This window comes from Ruegeria sp. CJ9, from assembly GCF_056536625.1.
The window spans coordinates 128,800-146,795 of sequence record NZ_JBQFPY010000008.1 but is presented as its reverse complement, the minus strand read 5'-3'; the positions used below and the strand labels follow the sequence as shown (position 1 = coordinate 146,795).

The 17,996-nt window shown below is 54.5% G+C and carries 17 protein-coding genes; 5 read left to right on the top strand and 12 right to left on the bottom strand.

Going from position 1 to position 17,996, the window contains the following annotated elements:
- Positions 1–128 precede the first annotated feature (128 nt).
- Positions 129–533 carry a PaaI family thioesterase gene (locus ACR0AJ_RS16595; protein WP_170550969.1) on the bottom strand — a complete coding sequence of 135 codons (405 nt, stop codon included), beginning with the start codon at positions 531–533 and terminating at the stop codon, positions 129–131.
- Here ACR0AJ_RS16595 and ACR0AJ_RS16590 point away from each other — a divergent pair.
- From ACR0AJ_RS16590 to ACR0AJ_RS16580, 3 genes are all read left to right on the top strand, one after another.
- Positions 528–1,031 (top strand): antibiotic biosynthesis monooxygenase, encoded by a 504-nt coding sequence (locus ACR0AJ_RS16590; RefSeq protein ID WP_480741411.1) that lies wholly within the window; start codon positions 528–530, stop codon positions 1,029–1,031. The two genes, ACR0AJ_RS16595 and ACR0AJ_RS16590, sit on opposite strands and share 6 nt — an antisense overlap.
- A 92-nt stretch (positions 1,032–1,123) precedes the next feature.
- Complete coding sequence (locus tag ACR0AJ_RS16585; protein ID WP_170351249.1) at positions 1,124–1,675, top strand: gluconate 2-dehydrogenase subunit 3 family protein; 552 nt, start codon at positions 1,124–1,126, stop codon at positions 1,673–1,675.
- A 42-nt stretch (positions 1,676–1,717) separates the two neighbouring features.
- Positions 1,718–3,295 carry a GMC oxidoreductase gene (locus ACR0AJ_RS16580; protein ID WP_480741388.1) on the top strand — a complete coding sequence of 526 codons (1,578 nt, stop codon included), beginning with the start codon at positions 1,718–1,720 and terminating at the stop codon, positions 3,293–3,295.
- Here ACR0AJ_RS16580 and ACR0AJ_RS16575 read toward each other — a convergent pair.
- The 8 genes from ACR0AJ_RS16575 to ACR0AJ_RS16540 all read right to left on the bottom strand — a co-directional run bounded on the left by ACR0AJ_RS16575 (position 3,292) and on the right by ACR0AJ_RS16540 (position 11,988).
- Positions 3,292–4,002: a glutathione S-transferase N-terminal domain-containing protein gene (locus ACR0AJ_RS16575; protein ID WP_480741386.1), complete on the bottom strand. Its 711-nt coding sequence runs from the start codon at positions 4,000–4,002 to the stop codon at positions 3,292–3,294. The genes ACR0AJ_RS16580 and ACR0AJ_RS16575 overlap by 4 nt on opposite strands.
- A gap of 276 nt (positions 4,003–4,278) precedes the next feature.
- On the bottom strand, positions 4,279–4,773 hold the full coding sequence (locus tag ACR0AJ_RS16570) for a M48 family metalloprotease (RefSeq protein WP_368040151.1): 495 nt from the start codon (positions 4,771–4,773) through the stop codon (positions 4,279–4,281).
- 712 nt (positions 4,774–5,485) lie between these two features.
- Positions 5,486–5,887 (bottom strand): hypothetical protein, encoded by a 402-nt coding sequence (locus ACR0AJ_RS16565; RefSeq protein ID WP_480741384.1) that lies wholly within the window; start codon positions 5,885–5,887, stop codon positions 5,486–5,488.
- A gap of 145 nt (positions 5,888–6,032) precedes the next feature.
- The gene (locus tag ACR0AJ_RS16560) at positions 6,033–7,544 is read right to left on the bottom strand and encodes an AMP-binding protein (RefSeq protein ID WP_480741382.1); all 1,512 of its coding nucleotides are present in this window, start codon (positions 7,542–7,544) and stop codon (positions 6,033–6,035) included.
- On the bottom strand, positions 7,541–8,962 hold the full coding sequence (sauS, locus tag ACR0AJ_RS16555; protein ID WP_170351244.1) for an acylating sulfoacetaldehyde dehydrogenase: 1,422 nt from the start codon (positions 8,960–8,962) through the stop codon (positions 7,541–7,543). Before sauS ends, ACR0AJ_RS16560 begins: the two co-directional genes overlap by 4 nt.
- 58 nt (positions 8,963–9,020) lie before the next feature.
- Positions 9,021–9,980 carry a Bug family tripartite tricarboxylate transporter substrate binding protein gene (locus tag ACR0AJ_RS16550; protein ID WP_480648326.1) on the bottom strand — a complete coding sequence of 320 codons (960 nt, stop codon included), beginning with the start codon at positions 9,978–9,980 and terminating at the stop codon, positions 9,021–9,023.
- Between the two features lie 44 nt (positions 9,981–10,024).
- The gene (locus ACR0AJ_RS16545; protein WP_480648328.1) at positions 10,025–10,480 is read right to left on the bottom strand and encodes a tripartite tricarboxylate transporter TctB family protein; all 456 of its coding nucleotides are present in this window, start codon (positions 10,478–10,480) and stop codon (positions 10,025–10,027) included.
- The gene (locus ACR0AJ_RS16540) at positions 10,477–11,988 is read right to left on the bottom strand and encodes a tripartite tricarboxylate transporter permease (protein WP_170379681.1); all 1,512 of its coding nucleotides are present in this window, start codon (positions 11,986–11,988) and stop codon (positions 10,477–10,479) included. Before ACR0AJ_RS16540 ends, ACR0AJ_RS16545 begins: the two co-directional genes overlap by 4 nt.
- A 113-nt stretch (positions 11,989–12,101) precedes the next feature.
- On the opposite strand from ACR0AJ_RS16540, the gene ACR0AJ_RS16535 reads away from it, so the two are divergent.
- Positions 12,102–13,130 (top strand): LacI family DNA-binding transcriptional regulator, encoded by a 1,029-nt coding sequence (locus ACR0AJ_RS16535; RefSeq protein ID WP_480648332.1) that lies wholly within the window; start codon positions 12,102–12,104, stop codon positions 13,128–13,130.
- Between the two features lie 666 nt (positions 13,131–13,796).
- Entirely contained in the window at positions 13,797–14,216 is a 420-nt protein-coding gene (locus ACR0AJ_RS16530; RefSeq protein ID WP_170351239.1) for a hypothetical protein, read from the top strand.
- 830 nt (positions 14,217–15,046) lie between these two features.
- Here the strand turns inward: ACR0AJ_RS16530 and ACR0AJ_RS16525 are convergent.
- The 3 genes from ACR0AJ_RS16525 to ACR0AJ_RS16515 form a co-directional block, all read right to left on the bottom strand.
- Positions 15,047–15,451 (bottom strand): universal stress protein, encoded by a 405-nt coding sequence (locus ACR0AJ_RS16525; protein WP_170351238.1) that lies wholly within the window; start codon positions 15,449–15,451, stop codon positions 15,047–15,049.
- A gap of 10 nt (positions 15,452–15,461) precedes the next feature.
- On the bottom strand, positions 15,462–16,769 hold the full coding sequence (locus ACR0AJ_RS16520) for a TRAP transporter large permease (protein WP_170351237.1): 1,308 nt from the start codon (positions 16,767–16,769) through the stop codon (positions 15,462–15,464).
- 154 nt (positions 16,770–16,923) lie between these two features.
- Positions 16,924–17,973 (bottom strand): TRAP transporter substrate-binding protein, encoded by a 1,050-nt coding sequence (locus ACR0AJ_RS16515; RefSeq protein ID WP_170351236.1) that lies wholly within the window; start codon positions 17,971–17,973, stop codon positions 16,924–16,926.
- Positions 17,974–17,996: the final 23 nt, after the last annotated feature.

Here is a 17,996-nt window from a genome sequence, read left to right as displayed (position 1 = left end):
GCGCGCGCAGCCCGCTTTGCTGACTATCACTGAACGTGCGAATTATGAAAGCACCAAACTCACAGATCACGGACAAATCCTGGTTATGGCTTCCGATTGCAAGCTCAGCCAGCTATGAACCTGGTGGTTTAACCTTTCCAATCCAGAGTGAGTTGCGTTTGGGTCACGATCGCCGCAGTACGGCCATCGGGTCGGGTAATCGTGGTCTGCCAAATCATTGTTTTTCGACCGCGATGCAGGGGAATACAGGTCAAAGTGATCTCGTCGCCAATCCGCACAGATCGGATGAAGTTCGTCTTGCTCTCCAGGGTTGTTGTACTGGCATCTTTGTCAAGGTTCACTGCCGCAGCTACTCCTCCTATGGAGTCTGCCGCCCCCATGATCGCACCACCATGCATCACCCCGTTTCGGTTGCCCATGTCTTCTCGGACGAGCAGTTTCGCCACCACCTCCTCCACTGAAACGGACACTAGTTCGAGACCCAGAGATTGGGAGTAAGGTGGTAACCAGTGCTGGATGTTTTTGTTATGCATGTACGATTTTACTCATGGGCGAATACATCTGTGTTCCTTGGTGTCCGAACTAGGGTACCCACCACCATTTTACCTGCAGGCGGAATACACTTATTCTTGTGGTGTATTCAAAATCGAATTGTAGGAGAAGTTACCGTGTCCGTCCCGCAGATTGTAACTGTCGTTGGCTATATGACGATCCTAGAATCACATGCAGCGGCATTTAGAGAAAATTGTTCCAAAATGATTGAACTGCGTAGGCTAGAACCCGGCCATTTGGCGTCAGCCTACAGTTTCGGTGCCGGTGGAAAAGTTGTATCCCGCGAAGACTATGACAACGCCGATGCAGTGATCCGCCATATGGAATTGGGCAACCACATCTTTGAGCTCACGCAACAGCTGGTCGAGATCACCGGGGTCGAATTACATGGCCCTCAAGCTGAGCTTGAAAAGCTGGGCGATCTGTTCAATGGGATGTCTCCCGCAATCTTTGCCACCGAGTTTGGATATCGCCGGTAGTTAGACGTGTATGACGGATTGAACGGAAACTGATAAGGTGGGCCCAGCCCGGTGATCAGGGCATCTGTTTGCAATAGGTGGAGACAGGTCGAATGACGGGAAGACGACGCTTTTTGACTCGTGTGATCCCGACCACGTTCTGGGCAAACATCGTAATGCGTAGCCTTTCCATAAACGCGGAGGCAAAGACCGTCGAAAACACAAGCTACAAGGTACTCACGGCAGCCGAAGTAGAGACTCTGGCTGCCTGGTGCGCGGCGATCGTGTCCGGCGCAGACCAGGCCGGGGTCGCTAGGTTTGTCGACGAAAACCTCGCAGGAGATCAGGGCGCGTCCTTGTTACTTCTCAGATACCTTGATGCCAGCGACATGGCAGGATTTTACCGCAATGGGATCTTGGGCATTGAAAAAGAATGCCTGCACCGGTTTGGTTTGTCCTTTGCACGGGCGGATGCCGGTAACCGACTGGAATTGGTTGAGGCTGCGATAGCCTCGAAGATGCAAGTCTGGACCGATCCAGATCCGAATTTCTTTTATTTCATTTCACGCAGCGACGCGGTGGATGTTGTTTATGGCACGCAGGCGGGATTTGCGGATCTGAATATTCCTTATCTCGCGCATATTCCGCCACCCCGGCCTTGGTAGCAATTCTGCTAACCTAGGAGAAACCCAAAACACAGAGAACCAATGACCAAAATCTCACATGATAAGGTCGAAGTCGTGATCATCGGCTCTGGCATCGCCGGCAGCACGATGGCGGCGGAGCTGGGTGAGGCGGGGTTCACCGTGCTGGTCCTGGAAGCCGGGCCGGAGCGCCAGCTTTCGGATATGATCAGCTCGCAGATCTGGTCCCGGCGGCTCAGATGGGCAGGGCCGGAGGTCCGGGAGTCAGGCGATCTTGTGGGGGCCGCAAACTTCGCCATGGGTTGGGGGACCGGCGGGGCCGGTTTGCATTGGTACGCAAATTGGTACCGGCTGCATCCGGACGACTTTCACGTCAAATCCTTGTACGGGCGCAGTCTAGACTGGCCCATTGATTATGAAGACCTGCGGCCATGGTATGACCGTGCGCAGTCTTATTTTGGCGTTTCTGGCGATGAAGATACTAATGCGCCGCCCGGCGAGGCCTATCCCATGCCTGCCATTTCAATTTCCAAACAGTCACAGACCATCAAGCCCGGGTTTGAAGCAGAGGGGCTGAAACTCACGACAAACACATTGGCAGTAAACTCCGTTCCCTATGATGGCCGGTCAGGATGCCTGCTTGACGGCTGGTGCGACGCGGGCTGCCCAATCGGGGCGTTGGCAAATCCACTAGTTCTGCAATGGCCACGGGCCCGAAAAGCTGGGGTTGATCTACGCCACAACGCCTATGTTGCACGAATTGAAACTGACCCTGCGGGATCTAAGGCAACCGCAGTCTTATATGTCGATGAGCAGGGTCGGGAAAACCTGCAACCTGCCGAAATTGTTATCTCGGCGTGCCACACAATCTGGAATGCACGGTTGCTGATGCTGTCCGCCAGCGACAAGCATCCTAATGGGCTTGGCAATGGCAGCAAAACCCTGGGACGCTATTTTACGTCTCACGCGCTAACGACCATCCACGGGCTTTTTTCTCAGGAAACGGAGCCCCATTTGGGTGTGTCCGGTGCAAATACGCTCTGCCTGGATGGCTATGACGACAAACAACCGGCAAAGGATACCTTTGGCAGCCGCGCGTGGCTTGTTGGACAGGCTGCAAAACCCAACGATCTGTTGGGAATTGCTCTGGCCAAACCCGAATTGTGCGGCGAGGCTCTGGACGCATATTTGCGTCAAGCCAGTTTGCATTATGGCAATATGACTGTGTTGTGCGAGGAAGATAGTATTCCGGAAAACCGCGTCACGCTCGATCCATCAAAAAAAGATCGATATGGGTTACCGCAAGCCCATGTGCAAAACTCTCTTCCACAGGCAAATGCCTCCAGATCAGATTTGGCCAGGGCTGAGGGTCTCCGTATCTTCAGTGCGGCGGGGGTTACTGATGCCTGGGCGGGCCCGCGAAATCCTATGCACATGATGGGCGGAACAATCATGGGCGACGAAGCATCGGCATCGGTCACGAATTCATATGGGCAGGTGCATGAGATCGACAATCTGTTTGTCGCCGGCGCAAGCCTGTTTCCAACGCCCGGCGCAATCAACCCGACGGCTACGCTGGCTGCGTTAGTGTTTCGCACGGCAGATTATATTCGCACCCATCGATCAGAGTTACTGCCCTAAAGAGCGCTGCGCGGCAGTTGTGCCCGCCCCATTCCATCGAATGCGTCGAGCAGTACTTCGAACCAACGGTGCAGAGCACTCTCTGGTGGCCAGAATGTCGTCAGACTGACAATCCGGGGCCACTGGAATGTACCGAACAGTATATAGTCCGAATAATCTGGCGCTACGCCGCCCAGGAACGGCGTTTCGGCGAGAGTTACCTCAAGCGGGCTCAGTGCTTGTTTGATCGCGTGACGTGCGGATTCAGGGTCAGCTCCGATTTCTTCGACGGTCTGGCCGAATTTGCGCAGGGTTCGTTCACGATAGTAATCCTTGTCGCACTTCGCCGTCAGGGGAAATTGCTCCGCTATGACAGAACGAAAGATCAGAGGGTGCAGCGTGTTGTCTGCCCAGTGATTGACGAATAGCGACTTTGCCTTGTCGGATGGGCTGGCAAACAGTGGATGGCCCGGATAGGTGTCATCCAGATAAGACGCAATGCACCAACTGTCCCGGACCCACTGATTGCCATCCACCAGAACCGGCGCCGTCACACCCCCGGATCTTGCGATCCGTTGCTTTTCGGTTATGCGCCATGGCTCTGAGTCAAAACTTAGTTGTTTATGCGCCAGCGCCATGCGACTGCGCCAGCAGTACGGACTCAAATGGGCTTTTGGATTTTCACCAACAACTTCAAAGAGCCTGCGCTTGTTTTCGTGCGATATCATGTTGGGGCCCATTCTGTTTCACGGCAGTCTATCACATTGCCAGGAACGACTGAGGCTGCTTTTGCGTTATGTTCGCGCAAGGGAGTCCTGGATAATGGCTGTCCGCAACCGCAGTTGAGCAGCCGCCACGCCATCATTCGGCTCTGAGCCGACATTGGCTTTGCCCACTGGTGCTGCGGCGCACCCTGTCGAAGCGGCCATTCACTGAAACTGCGGTATCAAGGCTTGCACGAACTTTAGCATTGTGACTCTGCGACCACCTATTGACCTAATGAATCAGCCGCCAATCTGAGTCATCGTAGCTTGAACCGCATGATACCTTTGTGCGTTGGGAGGATGTGTACCCAGAAAACGATCACCAGGATCAGGAACTCGCGCGAAGTACAGCGCACCTTTGAGTGGATCATAGCCCGCTTTATGGGCTATTACCGTGCCTAGTTGATCAGCTTCCAATTCAAAGTTCTTTGAATAGCTGCGCCCGCCGACAAACGCTCCAAGATCTTGTGCAGCGGCAATATCATTCGGCCCGGTCCCTGCAATTGTTGCCAGACCAGCCAAAATTACTGCACCAGCCGCCGCATTTTGAGCGCGACGCGCCAAATGCCCTTGAATATGGTGAGCGGCTTCATGCGCCATTACAAATGCAAGTTCATCGGTATTGTTCACACTTCGTGTCAGCGCTTGGGTCATTGTGATCACCGGGCGTCCCGACTTGCTTAAGCTCTGATATGCGTTTGAGGGTGCTTTTTTGTTTGGATCAATGCGGATCAAGAAATCGCAATTCACTCCCCGAGTACGGCGGCGGCATTCTCGCTCTGCCACGGGTTCTATTCGTGCGGCGACCTGCCGAAACCTTACTTGTGCCTGCTGTGAACTGACGGGGGCGCTTGCGCGACCGGGGTTTGGGATAGGTGCAGATGGAGGAGGGTTGGTTGATACGCATCCCGCCAACATCAAAATAGATATTGCCAATACAGCTCGCTTCATAAAAGCATCTTTCTAGCAATTCAAAACACAGAAATAGAGGCCATAGTCTTCGATAAGCCAACATCCAAATCCGATAATAGAGCTTGTGTGAATTGTTATTCAATAACAGCGGAGATTGTCTGTAGTCGCAGGCCGATTCAGCTGTCGCCAGAATGGTGAGCACCGTAAATGGCGTTGAAACGAACAGCCAACTAGCCCACGGCCTCCTCGCTAACGACCTAAACCTTGTTGATCGACACATAAACAGCCGCCATTCCCGCGGCACCACGGCTTGAAACCTATCTGTTTTGCGGCGTTTTTCGGAGAGATCGAATGACCGCAGACTAAGAAAAACAACTACTCCTATAAGGTTAACTCAATTGGCAACACTAAGCGCTATTGAATAACAGGTTTGTGTCGTAACCCTTTGGGATGCAGTTTAAATCCGGAAAATCAACGTCTGGGAAACTTGGACCAGTCAGATGGGGCTGCTCAACAGTATCTCCAACCGCCGATATCAAGCTGACTTTGTGTTGATCCTCCCCCTCTGAAGTGGTCCGCCGCTATGTTTAAGAAAATGGAGGAACCACATGGCGAACAAGCGACCGAAGCCGGAAGAGATCGTCTCACCAATCAGGTGGCCCGACAAGAATTGTCGGAGTACGTAAATAATGGGACCGAATAATTGAGACTCGTCACCCATTGAATTCAACACCTTAAGATTTTTGCGCTTTTTGAATGCTTCGACAGCGACTTGTCGGCTGCAGCCTCGGGTCATGTTGCGTACCTCGTTTGCGACAGCCGCAGCTGCCGCATCACCGGTTTCGATGCCCTTGAGAAGTTTCTGGATCAGCCCCCCCTTTCGAAGCCACAGAAACAATTCACACATTCTTACGCGAAAAATAAAATGAGTTGCCATCTTCGGTATCAGCCAATCGAAACGAAGTCACTGATTACAAGCTGGGACTGAGGTTCAATGTGGTCAAGTGACAACTCTGTTGGTGCTGCAGCGCGGCTTCGCCAGCGCGAACACTGGGTAATCTAATTGACGATGTAGCGGATGTTCAGGTAGTTGGGTCACCAGCTCTCTCGTTAACGATCTCAAGTATACGGTTTCGTTGGATTTTCCCAGATGGCCCTTTTGGCAGTTCCAGCAGAAAATGAACGCGATCGGGCGATTTGAACCGGCCGACCTGCGCTTCGCAAATTTTCGACAGATCCATAGAGGTCACTTGAGATCCCTCGCGAATTGCAACAGCGGCTTCTACGGTTTCACCATAGCTGGCGCAGGGGCGTGCGAAAGCTGCCGCTTCGACAACGTCTGGGTGGGAATAAAGCGCTTCATCGATCTCACGCGGCGCGATGTTCTCACCGCCTTTGATGATCAACTCTTTCAAGCGTCCTGTTACAAAAACATATCCGTCCTTGTCCATGCGCGCGAGGTCGCCGGTGCGCAACCAGCCATCAACCGTAAACGTTCCCGACGTCGCGCGGGAGTCCTTGAGGTATTCCAGCATCACATTGGGACCACGAATGACCAATTCGCCTTCGGTTCCGCGCGGCACAGGTTGAAGACTGGCGTCCAGGATTGCCGCTTCGTTTCCAAAGGCAACCCCGGGCGACCCGATCTTACGAACACCCGGAGGCAGCGGGTTCGACAGAATCTGCGCCGCCGTCTCAGTCAGGCCCATCGTTTCTATGATCGGAATTTCGAAGCGGTTTTCAAAACTGCGCTGAACGTCCGGCGCCAATGCTGAAGATGCGGATCGTCCGAAGCGTACGCGCTGTCGGGTATTGGCATCCGGACTGGTGTCCGAGTGCAGCAGATGAGAAATGATGGTTGGTACCACCGAGAACCAAGTTGCGCCGACCTTGCCAAGATTGTCCCAGAATCTGCTGGCCGAAAACTTTTCGCACATGGCCAGCGAACCACCCGATACCAATGTTCCCATCACCGTCACGCACAGCCCGTTTATGTGGTAGATCGGTAAGACGCAAAACCCGCGGTCAGCGTCAGTCAATTGGTGCGCGACCGCAGTTGTCCAACCGCCCGCCAACAAGCTGGCGTGAGTGTGAACTACCCCCTTAGGACGCCCGGTCGTCCCCGAAGTGTACATCAACAGCGCATGACTGCTTGATGAGATGCCATGCAGGTTGCTGCCGGTGTCTTTGGCGTCCGATACATGCAGCGCTGTAATCGCTGCCGGATCGGCTGTTCGGGCAAACAGGTCCGTTTGGTCGGAATGCACGAACCCATAACGTGCATCGCTGTGCTCCAGAGCATAGGTAACGGCGCTGTCTCCGGCGACGAGGTTGATCATCGTTGCCCGAAATCCGCCATAGAGAACACCGAACAGAACCTCCAACGCTTCGCGACAATTTGGGTAGAGGATGGCGACACTTTCGCCTTTTTCCACGCCCAGATCGGTCAACATGACGGCAACACGACGCGCGGTTTCGCGCAACTCGCTCCAAGTCAGGTCCGCCGTGCCGTCCGGGAAGACGAAGCCGGTCCCACCTTGGATCGCACGGTAGTCCAGCCAATCACGGATGGTGCCTTCGGGCGGGTTGGTCATTGTCCGACCTCCGACCAGTAGGCCCCGAAAATCTCATCAAGCCCGGGTTCGCGCGGCGGCGTTTCACGCACAATTTTCGTGGTCTGGACGAAGTGACGCCAGTGCAAATTGGTGTCGATTGAGTTCTCGCCCCAGCTGCCGCAGCCCATCGACAGCGAAAAAGGCATCCCGTTGGTAAAGCTGCCGCCAGTGGCAAAGGTATGTGCTTGATTAACGATCACCCGGCAGGTGGGCAGATCACGCCCCATACCGATGGCACGCGCATCGTCATTCGTATGAATGCCAACCGAATGCCCCGCCCCTTGATGCGCCAGAATTCGGGTTGCAATTTCCCTAGCGTCGTCGAAATCCGCCGCGTGATAGAGTGCCAGAACCCGACTGAGTTTTTCGCCAGACAATGGATGATCCGCGCCGATACCGTCGGTCTCAACCGCAAGAAACTTGGTTCCTTCAGGGACTTTGCCTGCCATCCCCAAGGCGTCTAGCATCTTGTCGGCGTCCTGCGCGATAACGGACCGGTTGAGGTGACCGTCAGGCCAGAGCCGCGCGATGATACCGTCTGTTTCCGAAGACGGTACCAGAACGCCGCCTTCGGTCGCCATCGCGGCGACGAATGCGTCATAAACCGCATCCACCACGACCAAAGCATTCTCGGAAGAGCAGGACGTTGCATTGTCGAAACATTTAGACGCCGCGATCTTGGCTGCGGCATCTTGCAGGTCGGCGGTTTCGTCGACAATCACAGTTACGTTGCCAGCGCCAACCGCCACCGCAGGCGTGCCGCAGGACTGCGCGCGCTGGACGTTGTTTTGACTGCCAGTGCAGATCACCCGATCAACGGTCTCCATCAACCGCTGGGTTTTCGCCTTTGACCCGGGCGCTGCGATCATCTGGACCAGATCACAATCCAGCCCCAGTTTGTCAAACTCAGCGTGGATGTAACCCACTAGCAGCTCACAAGAAGCCACACCCTTGGGCGACGGTGCCACCACGATGGAATTGCCACCCTTGAGCGCATTGATGATGTTGTTCGCGGGCGTGGCGGCAGGGTTGGTCGAAGGGACGACCGCGCCAATGACCCCGATCGGCCGGGCAATCTCGGTAATTCCGGTGGCCGGATCGTCGCTGATAATGCCCTGGGTTTTAACGCTCGCGATATCCCGCAACAGGCCAAGTGTCTTGCGGTGGTTCTTTGTGATCTTGTCGGGCACATTGCCCAGTCCGGTGGTTTCGACGGCTACCTCGGCAAGCGCCCGATTGCGCGTCGGTTCCATGATGGCCCAGCCCGCCGCCAGTGCCGCTTTGTCGTAAAGCGACTGGCTAGCACCGGCTTCAAAAGCCGCCTGAGCTTTTCGCGCGCGTGCGACAATACGATCTATTTCAGCAATTTCGGGGGAAATCCCGTCCTGAGCGTTCATCTTGGTCCTCGAATGGTTGTTCGGGGCGGACCCGTTCCGCCCCGCTATGATCGCCGGATCAGAGGCCGGCCAGCAATTCGTTCAGTGTCTGTTGGCGTTGAGCCCACATTTCGATCACTTCGTCCCGTGTCATGATGTGCATTGGCGAACCGCCTGCCTCCATCTTTTTGGCGACGCGGGAATTGGCGAACATCTCGGGCACGGTGGCGGCCAGTTTCTCGATCACCTCCGGCGGAGTTCCTTTGGGCACCATCACACCCCGGAAGTTGACCGACGAATTGTCGACCTCGAGCCCCTGTTCCATCATCGTCGGAACATCCGGCAGGAAGGCGTTGCGTTCCAGATCGGCGACGCCCAGGATTTTGACGTTACCCGCCTCTTGGGCGCGGAACGCGTCAGACAGGTTGTTGATGCCGCCCATGACTTCGCCCGCGATCACCGCTTTCATTGCTGCGGCCCCGCCACCTTTGGTCGGGATATAGGCCATTTTGGTCCCGGCGGCCTTGTCGAGTTGCAGTGCAGCAATGTGGTGGCCTACAAACAATCCTGCACCCGAAACGGTCAGTTTGCCGGGGTTTTCCTTCGCAAAGGCGACAACATCCTGCATTGAATTAAATTCACTGTCCGCACCAACCACGAACACAGCAGGATCGGCCCCCCAATTGGCGATGGGCTCAAAGCTGTCGGTCGAGTATTCGACGCCGCCCTTGATCGATTGGGCGATGAAGTGGGGAACGTTGTAGGCGGCCAAAGTATAACCGTCCGGGTCGGCCTGCGTGGCAAACCAGTTCCAGCCAACGCGACCACCTGCGCCGGGTTTGTTGATGATGGCAATGGGCATTCCCAGCGCATCCTCGTTCCCGGCCGTCATGGTGACGATCCGCGCCTGAAAGTCGGTTGCACCTCCGGCCCCATAGCTGACCATCATCATCAGTGGTCGTTCCGGGTATTTCTCGGCCATTGCCTGGCCTGTCAGGCCAGCCAGAACCAGTGCGGCCCCTGCGATCAATCGTTTCATTTTGCGTTTCCTCCCTGATTTGGTTCACCCGCAAATTGCTGCGGTCAGAACAGAATTTCCCTTGGGGTGTAGACGTTCAGAAGCATGGCGAAGAGCCCATACATCACCGTCACAAACACCACTGTGATGACCCCGCGTTTGATCCAGCTTTTTGCTTCGGCATGAGGCGCGGGATCGTAGATCGACAGCAGGACAAAAAAGGCGATGGTCGTAGCAGTGTAGAACCCAAGCGTTTTTGCCGCCCAGAACACGTAGATCAGCGTGATGATCAGGCCGGGCAGCATGTTGATGAACATGGCGCGCGTCACGCCGTTTCCGACCTTGGACAAGCCCATCAGGGCTTTGCCAAATGTCCAGCCGGCCAGAACCACGAAAACAGACGCGATAAGGCGCGGGAACAGAAAGGCTTCGGCCGGTTGCTGGGTATAGCTGACCCAGGCGACCCATAGTCCAACCGCAAACACCAAACCTGATCCGAGTACATGCTGCGAGCGGTTCATGCCTGCGCCTCCTCTTTGGTGGTGTAGCGACGGCTGCGCAGCTCCATCCAGACCGAATAGGCGATCGAGGCCAGCACAATGACGATCAGCAACAGGTTCAAACCGCCGGTCAGGAAATACGAAGCCTTGCCAACGGTGGCGTCGGCGATCATTCCGCCCTGAATGAAGTTGGCCTCGGCGATGGGTCCAAGGATCAGCCCCAGCACCAGGGGTGCGGCAGAGAATCCGAAACGTTCCAGAAAGAACATGCCGATGCCAAGACAGGCCATGACATAGACGTCGCCCATCGATCCCTGCACCGAATAGGCCCCAAAGACCGACAGCGCCAGCACGATGGCGGCCATGACCGATTGCGGCACCTGCGCCACGCGGGCTGCTAGCCCTGCGACATAAAGGCCAAAGATGCACATCAGTATCTGCCCGATCAGCATCGAGTTGATGAAGGTCCAGGCGACATCGGGGTGATTGTCGAACAGGTCTGAGCCAGGGAAAATACCGTGAATCAGCAAGCCGCCCAACAGAACAGCGGCGGTGGGGCTGCCGGGAATGGACAGCGTCAGCAAAGGTACCAGAGATGGGCCGACCATGGCATTGTTGGCGGATTCCGCAGCGATCACTCCTTCGGAATGACCCGTGCCGAACTTGTCTTTTTCAGCCGAGAACTTTTTGGTCTGATCATAGGCAACAAGACCCGCTATTTGTCCGCCGACACCCGGGATTAGGCCGATGATTGAGCCTGTCATCGTTCCGATACCCAGCGCACGGGTGCGGCTGAACAACTCTCGGAATGCCGCGACGATCGAATGGCGCTGCACTTCAATGACCTCGGCCCCTGCGTTATGGCGCCCCTTGGCGAACATCGTCAGCACCTGTGGGATTGCAAACAGGCCGATCAGCGCGGCAATGATGTTGATTCCACCACCCAAAGCGGGGTGAAAGATGAAACGCTGCGCCCCCATGATGTCATCAAAGCCGATAGTGGCCAGCCACAAGCCGATGCAGCCTGACAGTAGCCCCTTTACCACCGACGCGGAGTCCAGGGTCCCGATCACCGTCACGCCCAGAATGGCCAACCAAAATAAATGCGAAGGACCGAACGCCAGAGCCCATTTGGCCAAAACGGGGGTTAGGAAGATCAAAAGCAGAACCCCGAATATTCCCCCCACCGCCGAAGCCAGAAACGAAAGCTGCAAAGCGCGCGCACCTTGGCCTTGTTTGGCCATCGTATGCCCGTCCAGTGTTGTGGCGATATTGGCAGGCGCGCCGGGGATCTTGAGGAGAATTGCGCTGACTGCCCCTCCGGCCACGGTCGATGTATAGGCGGCTCCCAGCAAGATCAGACCCTGCGCCGCCTCAAGCTGGAAGGTAAACGGGATCAACAGCGCGACAGCCATGGTCGGTGAAAGCCCGGGCGTGGCACCCAGAATCAGGCCCCCAATTGTACCGCCGAGCAGCAGCATGAATGACAGCGGGGTAAACACGTCTCCGAAGTAATAAATGAATTCCATTCAGGGCCTCCCAACCCGTCGGTTCATGTTTTTACTTTTGTTGACAAATCAGGTTAGGCAATGAAAATAGTTTTGCAAATGTTTTCATAAAATCGACCAAGTGGAAGAAAATTATGTCAATTTTTCAAAAGGGTAAGGTGGATATTGTGGCAGTTGCAAAGGCTGCAAAAGTCTCTCCGTCCACGGTGTCACGTACCTTTAATCACCCGAATTTGGTGAACCCAGCGACTCGCAAAAAGATCAACCGAGCGGTTCAGAGACTGGGGTATATCCGCAACCGTGCTGCACAGACGATGCATGGCAAACGGTCCGGGACCATCGGCCTAGTTGTGCCCACAATCAACCATGCCATTTTTGCTGAGGTCATTCAGGCATTCTCGGATTCGATCGACAAGGCCGGCTTCAGCCTGTTGCTGGCGTCGCACGGATACGATCTTGACCGGGAATACGCGATGGTTCGCAAGTTGCTCGAGCATCGTGTGGACGGGGTTGCGCTTGTCGGGTTGGAACACGCCGAGGCAACCGCCCGCCTGATCGAACAGCAGAAAATTCCGGGGCTGGCGATATGGAACTACTCCGAAGATTCAGACTTGCCCTGTGTCGGGGCAGACAATCTTCTGGCCGGGCGACTTGCGACCGAGCATCTTCTGGCCTTGGGGCATCGGGACATCGGACTGATTTTTCCCAAAACCAATGGCAATGATCGAGCGCAGCACCGGTTCACAGCCGTACATGATACGCTCGCGGAAAGGGATATTTGCCTTCCGGACAAGCGAGTTTCCGAAGCGCCCTACAGTGTCTCGCAGGCAAAGCAGGCTGCCATTTCCCTTTTGACGGAACATCCGCGCCCTACGGCATTGTTGTGCGGAAACGATGTTATTGCACAGGGTGCCTTGTTTGCCGCGCAGAGTCTGGGCCTGACCGTTCCCGAAGACCTGTCGATTATCGGCATCGGCGATTTCAAAGGGTCGTCAGACGTCGAGCCGGGTCTAACGACCATTCGTATTCCGGCAGAAACCATCGGAACGCTGGCGGGGGAAAAGTTCACCGACTACATTACCTCAGACGATCCGGAGCCATTCAGAGTCTGCTGCGAATTGGAGTGCATCGTCAGAGGAACAACGGGTCCAGTGACGATTTAGCGGCTATTCAAGGCAATATTTTTTGCCCCCGGAAAATTCTCGTATTGAGCGTTTACGGGTGTGAAGGTGTGAACGCCCCTGCTGGTCGCGATGAACTGATAGCATATTGGCAATTTTCTCGCTTTAAGTGCTTGCGTTGTGAAAACAGCTGCATGAGCGCCGGATAGTTCGCTTCCGCGCAGTAGAAAAGTTATGATTCACACAGACTGTAGCAATTCATTAGCCGAGTAGTTGCACCTCTTGGACGCCATGCGGCGGCGTTACGCTCCAACTGTTAGCCTCAGTCCTAAACTTTGCGCTGCTTTATAGTAGTCTTGAAGCCACCTGCAGAACTGGTTCACCTCGTTTCGTTTTTCCGAGGTGACCTGAACGACCAAAAAACACTGCGGGCGTAGGCAGCCGATCATCGAGTTGAGAGACCAGCAGTCCTTATTTGATGTAGCTGCGCAAAAAATCCTCCGAGATAGTCGCCGCGCCTTGGCCGCGGGAAACGATCTGCAAGGCAATCAGTGAAGAACCCACCTTCATGGCAGTGTGGTCCGGCAACTCTATGCCAGCATTCCCCGCCATCTGATCCCAGTCCGCCTCTGAGCCGATGATCTGGACAGCCCGTTCGGCCAATTTTTTCAGGCACAGGTTGCGACTGAGCGAGGCGGCCAGGCTTGGATGGCAAACGATTTCGGCAAATTGATGCCCCAGATGGCGGATGTCGCGTTCGGCCCGGTCGCCATATCCGGCATACTCGGAGTTACCATTTTACTTTGGGTTACAGACAGCTGGCATGGAATCGCACCTGCGTGGATCGCACTTGGGGCCGCTCTGATCTGTGCATTACCTGTAGTCGGTGTCATCCCCTTCAGCGATCTTCCTCAGAAAGTAAACATTGCGCCAATCTTCTTTGTGTCCGGGGTCATTGGCTTCGGAGCTGTGGTTTTTCACTCCGGAATAAATGCCTGGGCCGGAGTGTATCTGGTGACCATGTTCATGAAGCAAACCTTTCCAGCAATACGGCAATATTTGCCTCTCTGGCCGCCATCGGATCACTGGTGGCGGTGTGTACGACGGTTCCGACTGCGCCAGGTGTAATGACGCCACTGGCAGGACAATTGGCAGAAACCACTGGCTGGCCAGTTGAGTGGGTTTTAACGGCGCAAGTTCCAACATGGATTCTCGTGCCGTTTCCATACCTGGTTCCGCCTTTGCTACTGACAATGTCAATCGGTCGAATTTCGTCAGCGCAGGCGGTTCGCCTGCTGCTAGCTTACTTCCCGATTGGAGTTACCCTGCTCGCCCCACTTCATTTCCTTTGGGCTAGGTCATTGGGTTTCTTTCTATGAAAACTTAGCCCACCCGTGCCAGAAGCAATCATACCGATAGAGCCAAGTTCAATCATGTACTAACAATCAACTTAAACCAGTCAGATGAGGCTGCTTTGGTTGATTGAAAACCGGGGGATCAGGGCCTGCCTTTCAGCATGGCGTGCATAGGCGCGATCTGTGCGCTCCTGAAACTTTAGTCTTCAGCTTGGATCAATGATCGGTCTATTCGCTGCGCAGAATACACGAAAACGTAGATCCGCAGAAATCTCCGTGCCGTGAGCGCCACAAAGGAAGCTCTCTTGGTCTCTTTCCAAGCATTCCCTACCTGTCAACCGAAAGTCGCGTTCTTAAGTTTTGGAAATTTTGGCCCGTTTCCGGATCTCAAAGACTCGAAAACCTAAGTAACTGAATCTGTAGCATGCGCATTCTCAGTAATTAAGCGATCCGACAAGAACTGTTGGCTTTCAATAAAATGAAACCAAGCGCCTGAGAGTTTTACATTTTTCAATACAGTACTTTGAATGAAAAAAGTTTCCGGCCCCTCCCCAAGAGGAACCGGAAACCCCATCTTTTGCAACCAATTGATTTTGCTTGACCTTATCTAAGGACCACCACGCTGCAATTGGAATGCCGTACAACCCTGGCGGCCGTAGATCCCAGTAGTAGGTCAGAAAGACCGGGCCGGTGTGAGGACACGACGACACAATCCGCCTTGTGCTTTTCCTGCCAACTGAGGATTGCATTGGTCGAATGTCCTGACACAACATGAACATCGATCACGTCCGATCCCAGCTCTGCCGTCAAAGTATCCGCAAGCTCCTCAATTGCTTTCTTAAGCTGATCCTTCGGAAAATATGACGCCATGTAGGATGGCAGCTCTTCCATAATGGACAAGACCGAAATCCGACCACCGTCCGCCAACAGTTTTTTAGCTGCTTCTATGGATGCCGAATACTCTTTCTCATGTCCGGGAGCTACGGGGACAAGTATATGTTTGAACATCTGATATCCTCTATTTCAGCGCGTTGGGCAGCCAGGTGGCGATTTCCGGGAAGATGAAAATCAACGTGAGACCAACGAATTGAAGTACAACAAAGGGTCCAACCGAGTTGTAAACATCGCCCATACTCACGTCCTTGGGCAAAACGCCCTTGATCCAGAACAGAACGAAGCCGAATGGAGGGGTCAGATAGGCGATCTGAATGTTTACGATGAACAAAGCGCCGAACCACAGTTTGTCGATCCCTAGTTCATCAATGATCGGGATGAACAGTGGGGTGCAAAGCAGAATGATGGCCCAGTCATCCATGACCATACCCAGGATCAAGATGATCAGCATCATCATCAACAGGATGCCTGTGCTTCCGCCTGGCATAGATAGAACCAGATTGGTCAGAAGGTCCTGGCTGCCTAAGGTATTGAACACGTTGAGATAGACAGTTGCGCCAATCAAGATCCACAGGCCCATACCGCTGAGCTTTACTGTCGACACCAGCGATTCAACCAGAACTTCCTTGGTCAGTTTGCCATAGATGAAGTTGATGACGAATGCGCCCGCAGCACCAAACGCAGCAGCCTCGGCAGGCGTTGCGATGCCGCCCCAGATAACGCCCAAAACGATCACGATCAAAAGGGCAAAGGGCCAGATACTGAGCACGGCGGTGAGTTTTTCACTCACCGTGAATTTCTGATCTGCCGGCAGAGCGGGCCCAAGTTCCGGCTGAATGCGGCAACGGACACCGATGTAGATGGTATAGAACATGGCAAGCATCAGACCCGGCATCAGACCGGCCATGAACAGGTCACCGATGGATACTTTTGCCAAAAGACCATAGAAGATGAACGGAACGCTCGGCGGGATCAGCGCGCCCAGAGCGCCACCTGCCGCGATACATCCGATGGCGATCCTACGGTCATAATTGTATCGCATCATCGAGGGGTATGCGATCTGCCCCATGGTTGTCGTCGCAGGTGGCGTGATGCCAGTGATAGCTGCGAAAACGGTACAGACCTGAACCGTTCCCATCGCCAGTCCGCCATGAACATGACCAATCAGCTTATAGACAGCGTCATAGGCGGCCTCGGCTATTCCGGAAAATCGTATCAAGGATCCCATGAACAGGAAGAGCGGCACGGTCACCAGAATCGAACTCCACGGAGTCGAATAAAAGGCACTTGGCACCGACAAGAGCGCTCGCGGTTCTATGATCATCGCGAACAGTACGGCTGTACCGCCAAGGCCAAATGAGACCGGCAAACCCATGAAAAGAATGGCGAAAAGCACTATGAAGTACAGCGCTGTGATAAGTTCAAGGCTCATTTTTTGTCTTTCCTTAGCACGTGGCAGCCTAGGAACGTCGGCTAATGCGCGGTTCCAAATGCCGTATTGTTGGCGGCATTTTCCGGGGCACCGCTGGCTCGTTTAACAAGCCAGCGGTCATTTTGTGCGTCACGTATGACGAATTTTCGGTGGATTAGTTCCCTGCAGCTTTATCTTCGAGGAACTTTTTGTAGATTTCGACGCCTTTGGCGTTTCCTTTAGATGCTGCAGCAACTTGGGGCCAAACTTCTGCGATGGACTTTTCACGCATTCTTGCCACTTCTTCGTCGCTCAGCATGATCACTTCGCCACCGGCATCGCGCAGGATTTGCAGCGCTTCTTCAACGCCTTCCGCGTGCATACGGCTGGTTTCAAAGTAGGTTTCTTCGAAAATACCGTCGATTTGCTCACGCTGCCAGTCCGTCAGGGCATTCCAGCTTTGCAGGTTGATGAAGATTTCCTGGTGCTGTGCGGGGTTCCAACCCGGCATGATCGCGTAGTCGATCACTTCCTGGAAAGACATGTCGTCGATCCCACCGGTATCCCAGTAGGTGCCTTCGATCGTTCCCAGCTTGATGGCAGTATAGATTTCACCACCGTTCATGGAAACGGGTGCACCGCCCATGGTCGAGTGGAAGATCGCCTGAGGACCACCTGCGCGCATTTTGTGGCCTTCCAGGTCTTCCATTTTTTCAACCCGGAATTTGGTGAACATCGCGTTTGGACCTTGGTTGGTCCAACCAGCCCAGTGCAGGTTACGCGCGTGGGCAGCTTCCTGAACGATATCGCCGACGCGATAATCAGGATTTCCCCACATCACTTCCCATGCTTCTTCGGTGTTGTTGGCGCCCATTGCCATACCGAAAGCCAGCATGCCTTCCGGCATGTCACCACCATAGACGGATCCCCAGCCGGCATAGCCGTCTGTTTGGCCGGCTGCGGCCGCAGAGAAGGCCTCGGCGCCGCTTACCAGTGCGCCAGCAGGCTCGACACGGATTTTAACGGTACCTTGTGTTGCTTCCTCAACGGCTTCAACCCAAGGAATCAGGCCGTTGTCCCAACCAGCGTCAGTTTGGTCAAATGCCGGCTGGAAAACCCATTCTGTTACCTCATCCGGCGGGCCGTCTGCAGCGAAAGCAACGCTTGCGCTGGTGGCAAGAGCACCGGCCCAAAAGGCTGTCTTTATGGATTTTTCAAGTTTCATTTGTATCCTCCTTGTTTGTAGAG